This is a genomic window from Campylobacter concisus (genome assembly GCF_902460415.1).
Lineage (GTDB): Bacteria > Campylobacterota > Campylobacteria > Campylobacterales > Campylobacteraceae > Campylobacter_A > Campylobacter_A concisus_Y.
This window is the reverse complement of record NZ_CABPTY010000001.1, coordinates 286717-302369: the sequence shown is the minus strand read 5'-3', so window position 1 is coordinate 302369 and position 15653 is coordinate 286717. Positions and strand designations below refer to the sequence as shown.

Here is a 15653-nt window from a genome sequence, read left to right as displayed (position 1 = left end):
AAATCAAGATAAAGAGCACGAAATTTAAGCACACTTTGATATAATTTTACAAAATTTCAAAGGAGCTAAAATGACCATATTTGAAAAGATTGTAGCTGGTGAAATCCCTTGCAACAAAGTGCTTGAAAGCGAGAAATTTCTAGCTTTTAACGACATAAACCCAAAAGCACCGATCCACATCCTAATCATCCCAAAAAAACACTATAAAAATTTCCAAGAGGTGGATCCAGTTTTAATGGGAGAAATGACAAAATTTATCCAAGAAGTGGCGACCTTAATGGGCGTTGATAAGAGCGGATATCGCCTTATAACAAACTGCGGTGAAAACGGCGGTCAAGAAGTTATGCATCTACATTTTCACCTGCTTGGCGGAGCTAAGCTTGGCTGGAGCGAAGGCGTAGCTGATCCACAAAGCACATTTTAATAACTTATAAATCTTAGACTCAAATCATGAGTCTAAGATTTTATTTTCTTGCAGACTTAATAGCTTCAAGCAACTCTTCAAAACCTACTTTACTTGAGTTTTCAACATCTTTTAATATTTCAACGCCAGGTAGATTTCCTTTGTCTTTATCAGCAAAAATAACCATCGCTTTTTCTAGTCCATGATGAACATTTTCATGATGAGCTGCGATACTTGAGAGAATTTTGGTATCTTTTACAAGAGTATTTTTCACATCTTTTTCATACCATTTGCCAAATCTACACTCATGAACATCTTGAATTTTATTAAATTCATTTAAAAGCACACCTCTATATCCATTTAGCTTCATATTTATATGATCTATTTTTCCATTACTTACATAGACTTCATTTGTAACATTTAAAGCCTGATTTAGGATATTTTGCGTATTTGCGTTTACGCTTGAGATATTTCCTTCAAATCCACCTAAAATTTTCATAGCATTTGCAGAAATTTTTGAAAAATTCTCACTCATTTCGATCATCGTGTTCGCACTTTGCTTAAGGCCATTTATATTTACTTCTACTTCAAGTGTCGCTTTTTGAGTGCGCTCGGCTAGCTTTCTAACCTCATCTGCCACGACAGCAAAACCTCGTCCATGCTCACCAGCACGGGCCGCCTCGATAGCAGCATTTAGAGCTAGCAAATTTGTCTGATCTGAGATGTCTTTAATGAGATTTATAATCTCAACAATCGAATTTACGCTTCCGTCAAGTGAAGATGCGTCATTTGAAAGGTCATTACTCATCTGGCTTACTTGCTCGATCGAGTTTAAAATTTCAGCCGTTTGCGACTTGAGTTCACCTGTCTCTTTGAAAGTCTTTTCATTTAGTCCGTTTATACTTTCAAGCATTTTTAGATTTTCTTCCATTGTTAATTGCAAGAAATTTATACCATCTTGATAACTTGAAAGCAATAAATTTACAGCCTCTTGCTTATCCTTAGCTTGTTCTTTTGGTTCGCAAATTTTAACGTTTTTTAGCTCATTTTTAAGTGCTAAAATTTCAGCCTTTAAAGCTTCGTTTTCTCTTTGTAAAGCTTCGTTTTTACTAGAAAGCTCTTTATTTTTACCATCAAAAAACATTTTTCATCCTTTAAAATTTGTATATTTTGCGTAATTATAACTCTTTTTTCTTAAGCCAGTAATCTAAAATTTCTATCTGCTCATCAATACTTTTATTTGCCGTGCCGCCTTTTGAGGTGCGAGCCTCTTTGGAAGCATAAAGATCTAAAAATTTAGTAGCATTTGCATCTAAATTTTCATCCACACTTCTTAGCTGCTCTTCGTTTAATTCACTCAAGTCAAGTCCCAAACTTTCAGCCTTTGCAACAGCTTTACCTGTAATAAAATGTGCTGTTCTAAATGGGATGTTTTTTTCACGCACTAAATAATCCGCCAAATCGGTGGCACTTAGATGCCCAGTTTTTGTTGCTTTTAGCATGTTTTTTTCGTTAAATTTAGCTGTTTTTATCATCTCGTTTAGGATGGTAGCCGAGCTTAAAATGGTCGAGACGCTGTCAAATACGCCCTCTTTATCTTCTTGCATATCTTTATTATAAGCAAGTGGCAGGCCCTTCATCGTAGTTAGTAGCGCTACTAAATTTCCATTTACACGTCCAGTTTTACCGCGTATGAGTTCGGCTACATCTGGATTTTTCTTCTGTGGCATTATGGAACTGCCCGTGCTATAAGCGTCACTGATGCTTACAAAGCCAAATTCTTGAGAGCTCCAAAGTATGAGCTCCTCGCAAAGCCTAGAAGCGTGCGTCATAAAAACGCTAATGTTAAATAAAATCTCCAGCGTAAAATCACGGTCACTCACGCTATCCATCGCATTTTGCGTGCAGCCTGCAAAGCCAAGCTCGCTTGCAACGATAGTTCTATCTATCTTATGAGGAGTGCCTGCAAGGGCTGCTGAACCAAGCGGACTTAGGTTGTTTCGCTCATATGAGCTAACAAAACGCTCGAAATCTCTTTTAAACATAAATGCATATGCTAGCAAGTGATAGCTAAGACTTACTGGCTGAGCGTGCTGAAGATGTGTGTAGCCTGGCATTAGCGTATCTTTGTTGTTTTTTGCCAAATTTGTAAGCGTGGCGATGAGCTCTTTTATACATGAAGAAATTTCTAAATTTTTCTTCAATACGTAAAATTTAAAATCAAGAGCAACTTGGTCATTTCTACTTCTAGCTGTGTGCAGTCTGCCTCCAAGCTCGGCGCCGATGATCTGGCTAAGTCGCTTCTCAACTGCCATGTGTATATCTTCATCCTCTATCTTAAAAGTAAATTTACCAGCTCTTATCTCAGCCAAAACCTCATCAAGCCCCTTTATGATCGCCTCTGACTCATCTTTTTTCAAAATTCCGCAAATTCCAAGCATCTTTGCGTGCGCCTTACTCCCGGCGATATCTTCTTCAAAAAGATTTTTATCAAAATTTATAGAAGCATTAAATTCCTCAAGTAGCTTCGAGCTAGCCTCGCTAAATCTGCCCTCCCACATCTTTTTGTGTGCGGTTTTCTCTTCTTTCATAGCTTTACCTTTGATTAGTTTTGCGTGATTTTAACAAAATAGCACTTAACTGGGTATTTTAACTATAAAGTTGTAAAAAAGTTATAAATATAATTTATCTTTAAGGATATAGAAATATAATTCAAAATATAACTTTTTAAAAACTATTTTAATTTTCTATTGAAATAGTTTAAAATAAAAATAATCTATAAGAGGAAAGATGATATGCAAATAGACGCAAATATGAACTCAAATATTTTCTATCATGATGGCTATACATCTATCTCTTCAAATAGCTCAAAAACAAGTATGCTAGTATCTTCTGGCTATGACAAAAAAGATATTGTTAGAAGCAATGAAGTACATGTAGAACAAAGAGAGGATGCTAAAATTTCCCCTATAATTATTAATAAAGCAAGTGCTATACAGTTACAAAAAGACTTAGAAAAATTACAAGAGCAAAAGCTAGATATTTCACATCAAATTTCAAGCATCCAAAGCCTAAAAGATCGTAATTCTATGCAAATGCTTCATTACTTAAATTTAGAGCAGTCAGCCATTCAAAATAACATTTTAAGCATTAAAACTCAAATGATAGAAATGGCACAGGCTTAAAACTAAGCCTTGCCAATAATAGTTTCTAAAACTAGGCAAAAATCCTCTAAAAAATATCCCATTGATTTATAAAAATTACTAGTTGCGTCTTTTTGGATATCTTTTGAAAGCTGTTTAGCATAAGGTAAGAAAAATGAGATACTAAAAGCTGCAAGAAGTCTCATAGACTCCTTAGATGCTTCGCTTTTTAAAATATTTGCTATTAAAATTAGCTGATTTGAGATACTATCAACCTCGCCCATCTTTGGCTGAAAATTTATAGCCTTATAAAATTGAGCTAGATCATCTTTTGCAGACGAAAAATAGTAACTTGCCTCAAATTTTGACTTTAAAATGACAAAATCATCACACAAGGCCGCACTACTCTCATCTTTGATAAATTTGGCATAAAGCTCGTTACCTTTTTTATTTGCTTCACTATTTGTCTGCGTTATCCACGCATTTGTCTTTTTGATACGCATAAAAGATGAAACATCCAAAATGCCACTAAAATTTGTAGCAAGCGCAGCCGCTACAACGCTATAAAGTTCTCCAAGTTTCAAATTTTAATCCTTAAGTCGTAGATATCTAAGTCTAAGTGCATTTAAAACGACAGTAACAGAACTAAGACACATCGCCATTGAGCCATAAACTGGGCTTAAAAGTAGCCCAAAGACAGGGTAGAGCACGCCTGCAGCCACCGGGATACAAATCGCGTTATACATAAACGCCCAAAATAAATTTTCTTTTATGTTTGCCATAGTAGCATTTGCTAATCTAACTAGTCCAGTCACTCCACGCAAATCATTTTTAATAAGCACTATATCTCCAGCGCCTTTTGCTATATCTGAGCCCGAGTTCATAGCGATACCAATACTTGCTTCTTTAAGTGATGGTGAGTCGTTTATGCCGTCCCCTACAAAGATCACGCCACCTCGGCTCATGAGCTCTTTTACCTTGTTAAATTTGTCCTCAGGCAGCATATTTGCATAATATTCGCTCACATTTAGCTTGCTAGCGATATTTGCCACTACTTTTTTATCATCACCTGAGAGGATCACGCTTTGTAAATTTAGCCTTGAAAGCTCGTTTATAACGTCATTTGCTTCATTTTTTAGCTCATCACTTAGCGTTAAAAAGCCGCTAAATTTTTGATTTAGCGCACAAAGTATGACGCCGCTTCCATCATTTGCAGCCTCTTTTATAGCGTTACTTTCATCCGGATTTAAACTTACTTCATTTGCCAAAAGCAGCTTTTCGTTTCCGATTATTATCTGATTATTCTCATCCTCATAGATGATGCCTTGCCCGACAACATTTTGAAATTTTCCATTTAGCTTTTGTAAATCTATACATTTTTGCTTTGCATATCTAACGATAGCTTTTGAGATGAGATGCTCACTTAAATTTTCAGCAGAAGCGATAAGAGCTAAATCTTGCTCGCTTAAATTTGAGCTTTTGACGCTGATTTGTCCTTTACTAAGTGTGCCTGTTTTGTCAAATGCTACGAATTTAGCATCTTTTATTAGCTCTAAAACTTCTGGATTTTTTACTAAAATTCCAGCTTTTGCACCACGTGCAAGCGCGCTTACTATTGCTATTGGCGTGGCAAGTCCTAGTGCGCATGGGCATGAGATGATAAGCACGCAGATCGCGCTAGAGATCGCATAGGCGAAATTTCCACTAAAAATTATCCATATTAAAAATGTAAGAACTGAGATCGCCACCACACTTGGCACAAAGATGTTTGCTATCTTGTCAGCCAGCCGTCCGATAGGCATCTTTTTAGAGCTAGCGTCGCTTAATAAGCTTAAAATTTGAGATAGCAAGCTTTCAAAAGAACTCTTTGTCACCTTGACGCTTATGTAGCCATTTGTGTTTAGAGTGCCGGCAAATACGCCATCTCCCACCTCTTTATAAACTGGCAAGCTCTCTCCTGTAAGCATAGAAGCATCTATCTCAGCGCCACCTTGAACTATCACGCCATCACTTGGGATGTTGTAACCATTTTTTACGATGACGATGTCGCCTACTTTTAGCTCATTTACATTTACCTCTTTACTATGTCCATCTGGCATGACCAAAAAGGCGGTCTTTGGCGAAATTTTAAGTAGCGTCTTTAGGTAGTCGCCTGCCTTTGCCTTTGAGCGCTCTTCAAGATACTTACCTAGCAAAACAAAGGCTATTATCATCGCTGCGCCCGAGACATAGACATTTTTTAGATCATCTGGGATGAAATCTGAAAAGATCACAACAAAAAGCGAGTATAAAAATGCACTGCCGCTTCCAAGAGCTACAAGCACGTTCATATCGTAGTTTTTGTTTTTAACAGCCTCTATGGCGTGAGCAAAGAAGTCTTTGCCACTAAAAGCTAGCACCAAAAAGCCAAGCGCTAAAATGGCTAAATTTACAACCACGCTAGGCCTTACAAACATCTCAAGCGCCATGATGACCATGCTCGCTAGAAATGCAAATATAAATTTATTTCTGATCGCAGTTATATGCTCGTCTCTTTTGGCTTCGAATTCATCAATATTTGTCGCCACAAAGTAGCCAAGCTTTTTTATCTTTTGCTCTAAAACTTCACGCACGCTAGCGTCTTTTAGGACAAATTCGCCGCTTGCATTTGCAAAATTTACATTTGCTTCAAGCACCCCATCTATCTTTTTAGAAACTTTCTCGATAGCGTTTGAGCAATTTACGCAGCTCATTCCCGCTATATTTAGCTTGACTTTTAAAGGCATATCAAAGCTCCTTTATAACGTCAAATCCAAGATCAGCCATTTCAGATTTAAATTTTTCAACTTCACTATCTTTAAGATCAACCCTAACTTGTCTTGGCTCTTTGCTAAGATCAACTTCTATCTTGCCAAAGTCATCTTCAAGTGCGTTTTTTATAGTGTTTGCGCAGTTTTGGCAGTGGATATTATTTACTTCAAATGTTTTCATATTATCTCCTTTATCATGTGGTCGTATTCGTGTAAATTTACAATTTTCTTGACATTAAATTTAAAGCCCAAACTCTCGTAAAATTTACGAACTTTTGGCTTATTTGTATCTACTATTAATGAAACCTTTTTATGCCCTAGCTCTTTTGCCTTGACAAACGAATACCTTATGAGCTCTTTTGCAAGCCCTTGGCCTCTAAAATTTTCATCAACAGCGATACTATCTATATAAAACTCATCATCAAAACACTCTTTTTCTACCTTGTCATCTTTGCCAAGAGCTTTTAGATGCTGTGAAATTTCTCTATCAAGCATTGCTGCATCGCCACCAAAGTAAGCACACATCGCTGCGATAATTTCCTCATTATGTTTATAAACAAAGACATTTTTATAGCTTAGTCTATTTGTCTCACTTTTGAAAAAAATTTCTAAAATTTCATTACTTTTAATAGGATCATCGTAACCACTTAGCTTGTAGGCGATATCTTCCATCGCTAAATTTAGTAGTTTTATGCAGATTTTTGCATCTTGTTTTTGAGCATTTTTTATCATGGCTTGATTATATGCCTTTAGCTTAAATTTTTACCAAATATTTTTTTAAATTTACAAATTAGGCGCTTTGGCTGGCAAACTAAAAATGTTTTAAAAAAGTATAAAATTTTTTTAGTTATAATCCGTAAAAAATTTATTTAAGGATATTTATGGGACGAGCATTTGAGTACCGAAGAGCGGCAAAAGAAGCTAGATGGGATAAGATGAGTAAGGTATTTCCAAAACTTGCAAAGGCTATAACAGTAGCGGCAAAAGATGGCGGATGTGATCCGGATATGAACCCTAAACTTCGCGCAGCTATCGCAGCGGCAAAAGCTGAAAATATGCCAAAAGATAACATCGATGCAGCTATAAAAAGAGCAAATGGCAAAGATAGCGCCGATATTAAGACTATTTTTTATGACGGCAAAGCAGCTCATGGCGTGCAAATCATCGTTGAGTGTGCGACCGACAATCCAACAAGAACGGTTGCCAATGTTAAAGCGATATTTAGCAAAAATGGTGGAGAAATTTTACCAAGTGGCAGCCTTAGCTTTATGTTTACAAGAAAGAGCGTTTTTGAGCTTGAAAAACCAAGCGCAGACATTGAAGAGATCGAGCTTGAGCTGATAGATTATGGTCTAAGCGATATCGAGGCTGACGATGAGACGCTATTTGTATACGGTGATTATGCAAATTTTGGCACACTTCATGAAGGTATCGAAAAGCTAAATTTAGTGGTTAAAAAAGCTTCACTTCAATACTTGCCAAATCAAACCGTGAATCTAAGCGAAGAGCAAATGCTTGAGGTTGAGAGACTTCTTGATAAGCTAGAAGATGATGATGATGTTCAAGCAGTTTATACAAATATCGAATAAAAGGGAAATACATGCGTTTTGATGAATTAAAAGTTTATGACATAAATTTAGATGAGCTTAAAAAAGATAAATTTGCAGTTTTAGAGACAGACAAAGGCGAGATAAAGCTTGAACTTTTTGCCGAGGAAGCTCCACAAGCTGTTGCAAATTTTGTTCACCTAATAAAAACTGGCTTTTACAATGGTCTAAATTTTCATAGAGTTATACCAAGTTTCGTCATCCAAGGCGGTTGTCCAAATGGCACAGGTACAGGCGGTCCTGGCTGGAGAATAAAATGCGAATGCGACAACCAAAAGGTAAAACACGAGCGCGGTAGCCTAAGCATGGCTCACGCGGGGCGTGATACTGGCGGATCGCAGTTTTTCATCTGTCATAGCAAGCAACCTCATCTTGATGGCGTGCATACAGTCTTTGGAAAATGCGTTGATGATGAGAGCCTAAAGGTGCTTGATGCTATAAGACAAGGCGATAAGATCATCTCTACTAAGATCAGAGAAAGCCTATAAAGGGGAAATTTATGAATAATACTAAAAAGCAAGGAAGCCTTGCTGTAAGATTATTTACCAATCTTGCCTTTTGGGTTGTGATCGGTATTGTTGGTGGCGTTATCGTTGGCATGGTCGCACCTGAGCTTGGTATAGCTAGCAAACCAGGCATTGATTATTTTATAAAAGCACTTAAAATTTTAATCGGCCCTATTATCTTTTTAACGATCGTTTCAGGCATCGTTGGACTTGAGAGCCTAAAAGATCTTGGATCTATTGGATTAAAGGCATTTATCTATTTTGAGATAGTTAGCACACTTGCGCTTGCTGTTGGTATCATCTTTGGCGAGACACTTCGTCCAGGACATGGCATGAATCTTGACTACACTCAGCTTGATGCCTCAAGCGTAGCTAAATTTACATCTCAAGCTGCAAATATGGACGCAAATAGCGGATTTGTAGCACATACACTTCATCTTTTAAGAGGTGCTGTGCCAGTAGATGATATTTTCCCTTACGTACATATACTTGATCCATTTATAAAATCAAACACACTTCAAGTACTTTTCATGGCTATTATCGTTGCCATCGTACTTTCACTGCTAGCTCATGATAAAAAACAAGCTTGCCTAAAGCCACTTGAATTTATTCAGCACTATGTCTTAAAACTTCTTAGCTGGCTTATGCTCTTTAGCCCAGTGGCTGCATTTTCAGCTATGGCTTATCTGATCGGCAAATTTGGTATCGGAACGCTTCTTGGCATGATGGAGCTTTTGGTTGTTATGGCACTTGCAAGCTGCTTTTTTATATTTGTCGTGCTTGGTGTTATCTGCTATTTTGCAAAAATCAATGTCTTTAAATTTATGCGCTTTATCTCAAAAGAGGTATTGGTAGTCTTTGCAACAAGCTCGAGCGAAACAGCTCTTGCGCCGCTTATGCAAAAGCTAGAATCAGCTGGTATAAATAGAGGCGCTGTTGGACTTATCATCCCAACTGGCTACTCATTTAACCTCGACTGCACCAACATCTATCTAAGTCTAAGTGTTATTTTCCTAGCTCAAGCATTTAACATCCCACTAAGCTTTGAGCATCTAATAAGCATACTAATCGTACTAATGATCACAAGTAAAGGCGCTGTTGGCGTGACAGGATCAGGCTTTGTCGTCCTTGCTGGAACACTAAGCGCACTTCCTAGCACTGGCATACCAGTAGTCACCGTAGCTGTGCTACTTGGCGTCGATAAATTTATGTCAGAGATGCGTGCAGTTGGTAATCTCTGCGGTAACGCTGTTGGTTGCATGATAGTTTCTATCTGGGATAAAAAAGTCGATATGGATAAATTTAGATACGCACTAGATCATCCAGAGGAATTTCACTTTCACTCATAATATAACTTTATAACTATAAGGGCAACTTTGCCCTTATTTTTTTTATTCTAAATTTATGCGATCTATCTCCTCCTCAAACCTATAAAAATTTTTAAAAACAGCAGCACAATAAATGATATTTGATAACTGGTTCAAGCACAGAAAGAAAAACTAGAGACTAAGTGTAATAGGAAAATTTTATTAGCAACTCATATATTTGGCAATACCTAATATTTTGCTACTTACTAGAATAAATTTACAAATGTAATACTTGAGCTTGGAATTTAAAAGAAAGATACTTTAATATCAAAAATATTAACCAAAAAGACTAGCCTTGCAAGAAGCTTTGCAAGGCTATACAAATTAAGCTTTTGGACCAGCTTTGGCGTACTCGACGCCCTCTTTTACATCTTCGTAGCGTTTGAAATTTTCGACAAACATTTTAGCAAGCTTATCGCGTGAAGCGTTATACTCATCTGAATTTGCCCATGTGTTTATAGGATTTAGCAGTTTTGTCTCGACACCATCAAGCTCTTTTGGAATAGCGAAGTTAAATTTATCAAAATTTTCAAATTCGCATTTTGTGATGCTACCATCAAGGATCGCATTTATGCAAGCACGAGTTGCTTTTATACTCATACGCTTGCCAACGCCGTAAGCACCGCCACTCCAGCCTGTATTTACAAGATAGACATTAACGCCGTGTTTATCGATCTTCTCACCTAGTAGTTTTGCATAGACGGTTGGGTGAAGTGGCATAAATGGCTCGCCAAAGCAAGCACTAAAAGTAGCGACTGGCTCAGTTATACCGCGCTCTGTGCCAGCAACTTTTGCTGTGTAGCCACTTAAGAAATAATACATAGCCTGCTCTTTTGTGAGTTTTGCAACTGGAGGAAGCACGCCAAAAGCGTCAGCACTTAAAAAGATGATATTTTTTGGATGGCCAGCGCTTGAACTTGGTTCGTAGTTGTCGATGTGATAGATCGGATAGCTCACGCGTGTGTTTTCAGTTTTTGAGCCATCTTTATAATCAACCACGCCATTTTCGTCAGCCACGACATTTTCAAGTAGCGCATCACGCCTGATCGCTGCGTAAATTTCTGGCTCACTGCTTGGATCAAGATTGATACATTTTGCATAGCATCCACCCTCAAAGTTAAACACGCCATCATCATCCCAGCCGTGCTCGTCATCGCCTATTAGTTTGCGTTTTGGATCAGTTGAAAGTGTCGTTTTGCCAGTACCTGATAGGCCAAAAAATAGCGCTGTATCGCCTTTTTCGCCTACGTTTGCAGAGCAGTGCATACTTAGTTTACCTTCAAGTGGCAACCAGTAGTTCATCATAGAAAAAATACCCTTTTTCATCTCACCACCGTACCACGTACCGCCGATCACTGCGACATTTTCCTCGACGTTGAAGATAACAAAGACATCTGAATGTAGCCCATCAGCCTTATATTCTTCATTTTTTGTTTTACAAGCGTTATATACTACAAAATCAGGCTCAAATTTAGCTAGCTCTTCCTTGCTTGGACGGATGAACATATTTTTTACAAAGTGTGCTTGCCACGCTACTTCAGTGACAAAACGGACTGATTTTTGGCTCTTTTTGCTAGCTCCACAAAATGCATCTTGGATAAAAATTTCTTTACCGCTTAGCTGCTCTTTTGCTTTTTTAAGAAGCTTATCAAAAAGCTCTTTTGTGATAGGCTGATTTATCTTGCCCCAAGCGATATATTTTTGGCTTGGATCTTGCTTGACAAAGTACTTATCTTTTGGGCTTCTTCCAGTAAAAATTCCCGTATCAACCATAAATGTGCCGTTGCTTGAAACCCTACCCTCGTTGTTTGCCTTTTCAAGCTCAAAAAGCTCGTCGTAGCTTAGATTGTGATTTATCTTTTTGATCTCTTTTAGACCTAGTTCGTCTAGTTTATTTATCATGTTATTTCCTTTTAAAATTTTCATTTCTTTATAAATTCTGACCTAAAAGTCATCAAAATGTTAATCAAATTTCGCTTAACACTATCTTTTTAAAAGTGGCAAATTTATTTAAATTTAGCCACCACTTGATTGTTCGCGACGCTTTGACCTTTGCTAACTTCAATAGAGCCTATCACACCATCTTTTGGGGCTTTGACCTCTATCTCCATCTTCATTGCTTCAAGCACGACTACAGCTTGCCCTTTTTTGACATGGTCTCCTGCGCTTACTAAAATTTTATGCACAGCACCAGGCAAGCTTGCAACGATGTCATTTTCAGTTGCACCTGCTGTTGCATTTTTGGCACTTTTTACGCTCTTGCCTTCAACTTCGGTGATTGATTTTACTTGGATGCTATCGTTAAAGCCCTCGCTTACTTCGACATTGTAGCGGCTACCATTTACAACGACACTATATCTGCCGCTTTGAGTTTGCCTGCATTCATTTGCCTTAGCGTTTGGATCGATTTTTCTTACATTTACTTTGGCTTCGCCTTTTAAGAACGCAATACCCTTTTCTTTACAAGCTGCTGCTATAAAGACGTTTTCTTCGGTGACTTTGATCTTATTTTGTTTTAAAATTTCTTTCACGTGTGCAAGTGACTTGCTCTCATCTTTATCAGCTATATCAACTGCGTGTTTTGTAGTTGGTTTTAAGCCTAGCTGCTCGCTAGCAAGCTTGATGATCTCTTTATCAGGCGTAACTGGGGTCTTGCCAAAGTAGCCAAGCACCATTTTGCCGTATCCCTCAGCGATCTTTTTCCACTTGCCAAACATCACGTTGTTAAATGCTTGTTGGAAGTAAAACTGGCTAACAGGGGTTACTGAAGTGCCGTATCCGCCCTTTTGCACCACTTCGCGCATAGCAAGGATGACCTCTGGGAATTTATCTAAGATGTTGTTATCTCTCATCATCTGAGTATTTGCAGTGAGCGCGCCACCAGGCATCGGTGAAAATGGTATGAGTGGGCTTACTTGCACAGCTTCAGGTGGCAAGAAATACTCTTTTAAGCAATCATTCAAAACGCTTTCATATTTTAAAATTTTCTCCACGTCAAGTCCGCCAAGATCATAGTTTTTGCCTTTTACTGCGTGAAGCATAGTTAAGATATCTGGCTGGCTTGTACCGCCACTTACTGGGCTTGCGGCTAGATCTATGCCATCAACGCCGGCTTCAAGCGCTGCAAGATAGCAAGCCACACTTACGCCTGCTGTTTCATGTGTGTGAAGTCTGATGTGAGTTTTTTCTGGCAGCAGCTTTCTAGCCATTTTTATAGTCTCATAGACCTTTTGTGGGCTACTTGTGCCACTTGCATCTTTAAAGCAAACGCTGTGATAAGGGATGTTTGCATCTAAAATTTCTCTTAAAATTTTCTCATAAAATTTAACGTCATGAGCTCCCACACAGCCACTAGGCAGATCCATCATCGTAACTACGACTTCGTGTTTTAGTCCGTGATGAGCGATCCTCTCGCCTGAATATTTTAAATTTTCAACGTCATTTAGTGCGTCAAAATTTCTAATGGTGGTGGTTCCATGTTTTTTGAAAAGCTTTGCGTGAAGGTCGATTAGCTCACGACTGCCAGTATCAAGTGTGACGGTGTTTACGCCCCTGCTTAGGGTTTGAAGGTTTGCTTTTGGTCCTACGATGCTTCTAAATTTATCCATCATCGCAAAAGCATCTTCATTTAGGTAAAAATAAAGGCTTTGAAATCTCGCTCCGCCACCAAATTCAAAATGCTCTATGCCAGCCTCTTTGGCTGCTTCAAGCGCGGGCAAAAAGTCGTTCATAAGCACTCTAGCGCCATAAACTGACTGAAAGCCATCTCTAAAGGTCGTATCCATAACATCGATAAATTTCTTTGCCATATTTCACCTCATTAAATTTATAAATTTACTAAAAAGCGGTCATAAAAAATGGCTAAGTTGGGCAGAAACTCAAATTAGCCATTTTGCTTGTTTTTGGTATTTTACAACCAAAAACTTTTATATCATTTAAAAAGCGAGAGTAAGAAGTTAAATAATCCGCCGTGGCTCGCATCTAGCATCGGCTTTATCTCCATTAAAAATACGCAGAAAAAGATTAAAACTGCCATTTGAATGATGATATAAGGCACAACGCCTTTATAAATAGCAGTCGTTTTTATCTCAGCTGGTGCGACTGATCTTAGGAAAAATAAGCTAAATCCAAATGGCGGCGTTAGGAATGAAGTTTGCAAATTCATCGCAACTAAGATTGCTAGATAAATTGGATTTATACCAAGCTTTGCAGCTATTGGCACCAAGATAGGAAGTACAATGTATGAAATTTCAACAAAATCGATAAAAAAGCCAAGCACAAAGATTACAACCATACTAAAAATGATAAAGCCCCACTTCTCACCTGGTAAATTTGTCATAAATTTTTCAACAATCTCATCTCCACCAGTATAACTAAATACCATAGAAAAGGCTGTCGCACCAACAAGTATGGCAAAGACTAGAGCTGTGGTTTTTACGCTTTCTGCCAATGCCTCTTTTATCATAGAAAATGAAAATGTCCTATAAAAAATAGCTAAAATAATGGCTCCAACGCAGCCAAAAGCTGAACTTTCAGTTGGTGTAGCGATACCTGCAAATATAGAACCCAATACGCAAATAACCAGTAAAAGCGGTGGAAAGATAGCGATTAGTGCTCTCATGATCTGCTTAAATTTACTAACACCGCTCTCATCTTTTACTACCGGTGCAGTATCTGGTTTCAAATAAGCAACAATCAAAATATAAATGATATAAACTGCTACTAGTGTGAGTCCTGGGATGATGGCTTGATGAAAAAGCTCACCAACTGGCACTGAAAATATATCACCCAAAATAATCAACACGATAGAAGGTGGAATGATCTGTCCAAGCGTACCAGCAGCACATATAGTACCACAACCTAGCGCTTGGTCGTATTTATACTTTAACATAACAGGCAAGCTTATAACGCCCATTGCAACGACACTTGCACCAACAACACCAGTTGAAGCTGCAAGAAGTGCTCCAACCAAGATAGTGCTAATAGCAATACCTCCGCGAATTTCTCCAAAAAGCATACCCATGCTCTCAAGTAGCCTCTCGGCTAGTTTTGACTTTTGAAGCACAACGCCCATAAATACAAAAAGTGGAACTGCTATAAAAATTCTACTCTCCATGATAGAGAAAATTCTATAAGGCATGAAGTTAAACATATCTTTGAAAACTTCGATACTTCCAAGCAGACCATCTCCGTCTCCAATGCTCTCAACAATACTACCAATCATGCCAAATATCATCGAAACCGCACCAAAGGTAAAGGCTACCGGAAAGCCAATGCCTAGCATCAAAAGTGCAGCTATAAACATTATCAAGCCAGCCATTATTCCCCCTTTTTAGCTTTTTTGTAAAGATTAAAATTTCTTATAAAAAAGCCAATCGCAAAAAATACAAGTAGATAAAAAGAAAAAGGAATAAGTGCTTTTATGATCCATCTGTGAGTAAGACCGCCTGGATCTGCACTAGCTTCAGCTGAAGTATAAGCATCACTCACAAATTCAAATGATAAATTTGAAACCAGAAGTGCAAATGGGATTACAAAAATAACAGTTCCTATCATATTTACAAGAGCTTTGTTTTTTGGTGAAAACTTAGCATAAAAGATATCAACTCTAACGTGTGCATCTTCTTTTAATGCATAGCTCATGCCAAGCAAAAATATTACAGCAAAAAAATGCCACTCAAGCTCCTGAAATGCAACGTTTCCATAAGAGAAAAAATATCTTGCCACAACGTTAAAAAAGACGTCTATTATCATCAAAGCCATAATAAACATGCAAATATAGCCGACTATGTCGCCGACCTTATCAAAAAATTTCTCAACTTTTTGCATAACCAACCC

General features: G+C 37.9%; 15 protein-coding genes and 1 pseudogene. 5 read left to right on the top strand and 11 right to left on the bottom strand.

The window, feature by feature from the left end; genetic code table 11:
• The first annotated feature begins 70 nt into the window (after positions 1 to 70).
• Positions 71 to 424, top strand: a complete 354-nt coding sequence (locus tag FZ940_RS01475) for a histidine triad nucleotide-binding protein (protein ID WP_148821241.1) — start codon at positions 71 to 73, stop codon at positions 422 to 424.
• A gap of 40 nt (positions 425 to 464) precedes the next feature.
• Here the strand turns inward: FZ940_RS01475 and FZ940_RS09785 are convergent, their stop codons facing one another.
• The 3 genes and pseudogenes from FZ940_RS09785 to argH form a co-directional block, all read right to left on the bottom strand.
• Positions 465 to 773, bottom strand: coding sequence for a CZB domain-containing protein (locus FZ940_RS09785; protein WP_374220086.1), 309 nt, complete (start codon positions 771 to 773; stop codon positions 465 to 467).
• A gap of 84 nt (positions 774 to 857) precedes the next feature.
• Positions 858 to 1136, bottom strand: a pseudogene (locus FZ940_RS09780) (methyl-accepting chemotaxis protein); the annotation flags it as partial.
• Between the two features lie 445 nt (positions 1137 to 1581).
• Positions 1582 to 2994, bottom strand: coding sequence for an argininosuccinate lyase (gene argH, locus FZ940_RS01465; protein ID WP_148821239.1), 1413 nt, complete (start codon positions 2992 to 2994; stop codon positions 1582 to 1584).
• A gap of 204 nt (positions 2995 to 3198) precedes the next feature.
• On the opposite strand from argH, the gene FZ940_RS01460 reads away from it, so the two are divergent.
• A complete protein-coding gene (locus tag FZ940_RS01460; RefSeq protein ID WP_148821238.1) occupies positions 3199 to 3588 on the top strand; it encodes a hypothetical protein in 390 nt (129 codons plus the stop codon).
• A gap of 2 nt (positions 3589 to 3590) precedes the next feature.
• On the opposite strand, the gene FZ940_RS01455 is transcribed toward FZ940_RS01460, so the two are convergent.
• The 4 genes from FZ940_RS01455 to FZ940_RS01440 are packed head-to-tail and all read right to left on the bottom strand — an operon-like array spanning position 3591 to position 7067.
• Positions 3591 to 4130 (bottom strand): oxidoreductase, encoded by a 540-nt coding sequence (locus FZ940_RS01455; protein WP_148821237.1) that lies wholly within the window; start codon positions 4128 to 4130, stop codon positions 3591 to 3593.
• Between the two features lie 3 nt (positions 4131 to 4133).
• Entirely contained in the window at positions 4134 to 6311 is a 2178-nt protein-coding gene (locus tag FZ940_RS01450; protein WP_148821236.1) for a heavy metal translocating P-type ATPase, read from the bottom strand.
• Position 6312: 1 nt separating this feature from the next.
• The gene (locus tag FZ940_RS01445; RefSeq protein WP_107698123.1) at positions 6313 to 6516 is read right to left on the bottom strand and encodes a heavy-metal-associated domain-containing protein; all 204 of its coding nucleotides are present in this window, start codon (positions 6514 to 6516) and stop codon (positions 6313 to 6315) included.
• Positions 6513 to 7067, bottom strand: coding sequence for a GNAT family N-acetyltransferase (locus tag FZ940_RS01440; protein ID WP_148821235.1), 555 nt, complete (start codon positions 7065 to 7067; stop codon positions 6513 to 6515). Before FZ940_RS01440 ends, FZ940_RS01445 begins: the two co-directional genes overlap by 4 nt.
• 149 nt (positions 7068 to 7216) lie before the next feature.
• Between FZ940_RS01440 and FZ940_RS01435 the strand changes: the two genes are divergently transcribed.
• The 3 genes from FZ940_RS01435 to FZ940_RS01425 are packed head-to-tail and all read left to right on the top strand — an operon-like array spanning position 7217 to position 9797.
• Positions 7217 to 7924 (top strand): YebC/PmpR family DNA-binding transcriptional regulator, encoded by a 708-nt coding sequence (locus tag FZ940_RS01435; protein WP_021090734.1) that lies wholly within the window; start codon positions 7217 to 7219, stop codon positions 7922 to 7924.
• A gap of 11 nt (positions 7925 to 7935) precedes the next feature.
• Positions 7936 to 8430 carry a peptidylprolyl isomerase gene (locus FZ940_RS01430; RefSeq protein WP_148821234.1) on the top strand — a complete coding sequence of 165 codons (495 nt, stop codon included), beginning with the start codon at positions 7936 to 7938 and terminating at the stop codon, positions 8428 to 8430.
• Positions 8431 to 8441: 11 nt separating this feature from the next.
• Positions 8442 to 9797, top strand: coding sequence for a cation:dicarboxylate symporter family transporter (locus tag FZ940_RS01425; protein ID WP_107690838.1), 1356 nt, complete (start codon positions 8442 to 8444; stop codon positions 9795 to 9797).
• A gap of 342 nt (positions 9798 to 10139) precedes the next feature.
• Here FZ940_RS01425 and pckA read toward each other — a convergent pair whose 3' ends face one another.
• The 4 genes from pckA to FZ940_RS01405 form a co-directional block, all read right to left on the bottom strand.
• Complete coding sequence (gene pckA, locus FZ940_RS01420) at positions 10140 to 11714, bottom strand: phosphoenolpyruvate carboxykinase (ATP) (protein ID WP_187422132.1); 1575 nt, start codon at positions 11712 to 11714, stop codon at positions 10140 to 10142.
• Between the two features lie 107 nt (positions 11715 to 11821).
• Positions 11822 to 13624, bottom strand: a complete 1803-nt coding sequence (locus tag FZ940_RS01415; protein WP_148821232.1) for a biotin/lipoyl-containing protein — start codon at positions 13622 to 13624, stop codon at positions 11822 to 11824.
• A gap of 122 nt (positions 13625 to 13746) precedes the next feature.
• Positions 13747 to 15135, bottom strand: coding sequence for a TRAP transporter large permease (locus FZ940_RS01410; RefSeq protein WP_148821231.1), 1389 nt, complete (start codon positions 15133 to 15135; stop codon positions 13747 to 13749).
• A complete protein-coding gene (locus FZ940_RS01405; protein ID WP_021090735.1) occupies positions 15135 to 15644 on the bottom strand; it encodes a TRAP transporter small permease subunit in 510 nt (169 codons plus the stop codon). The genes FZ940_RS01410 and FZ940_RS01405 overlap by 1 nt, the downstream gene beginning before the upstream one ends.
• Positions 15645 to 15653 lie beyond the last annotated feature (9 nt).

Excerpts from the sequence above, each read along its gene's own strand:
- FZ940_RS01405 (WP_021090735.1), bottom strand. The coding sequence starts at position 15,644 with ATGCAAAAAGTTGAGAAATTTTTTGATAAGGTCGGCGACATAGTCGGC.
- FZ940_RS09785 (WP_374220086.1), bottom strand. The coding sequence starts at position 773 with ATGAAGCTAAATGGATATAGAGGTGTGCTTTTAAATGAATTTAATAAA.
- FZ940_RS01430 (WP_148821234.1), top strand. The coding sequence starts at position 7,936 with ATGCGTTTTGATGAATTAAAAGTTTATGACATAAATTTAGATGAGCTT.
- FZ940_RS01445 (WP_107698123.1), bottom strand. The coding sequence starts at position 6,516 with ATGAAAACATTTGAAGTAAATAATATCCACTGCCAAAACTGCGCAAAC.
- FZ940_RS01435 (WP_021090734.1), top strand. The coding sequence starts at position 7,217 with ATGGGACGAGCATTTGAGTACCGAAGAGCGGCAAAAGAAGCTAGATGG.
- FZ940_RS01410 (WP_148821231.1), bottom strand. The coding sequence starts at position 15,135 with ATGGCTGGCTTGATAATGTTTATAGCTGCACTTTTGATGCTAGGCATT.
- FZ940_RS01415 (WP_148821232.1), bottom strand. The coding sequence starts at position 13,624 with ATGGCAAAGAAATTTATCGATGTTATGGATACGACCTTTAGAGATGGC.
- FZ940_RS01475 (WP_148821241.1), top strand. The coding sequence starts at position 71 with ATGACCATATTTGAAAAGATTGTAGCTGGTGAAATCCCTTGCAACAAA.
- FZ940_RS01440 (WP_148821235.1), bottom strand. The coding sequence starts at position 7,067 with ATGATAAAAAATGCTCAAAAACAAGATGCAAAAATCTGCATAAAACTA.
- FZ940_RS01450 (WP_148821236.1), bottom strand. The coding sequence starts at position 6,311 with ATGCCTTTAAAAGTCAAGCTAAATATAGCGGGAATGAGCTGCGTAAAT.
- FZ940_RS01460 (WP_148821238.1), top strand. The coding sequence starts at position 3,199 with ATGCAAATAGACGCAAATATGAACTCAAATATTTTCTATCATGATGGC.
- FZ940_RS01425 (WP_107690838.1), top strand. The coding sequence starts at position 8,442 with ATGAATAATACTAAAAAGCAAGGAAGCCTTGCTGTAAGATTATTTACC.
- argH (WP_148821239.1), bottom strand. The coding sequence starts at position 2,994 with ATGAAAGAAGAGAAAACCGCACACAAAAAGATGTGGGAGGGCAGATTT.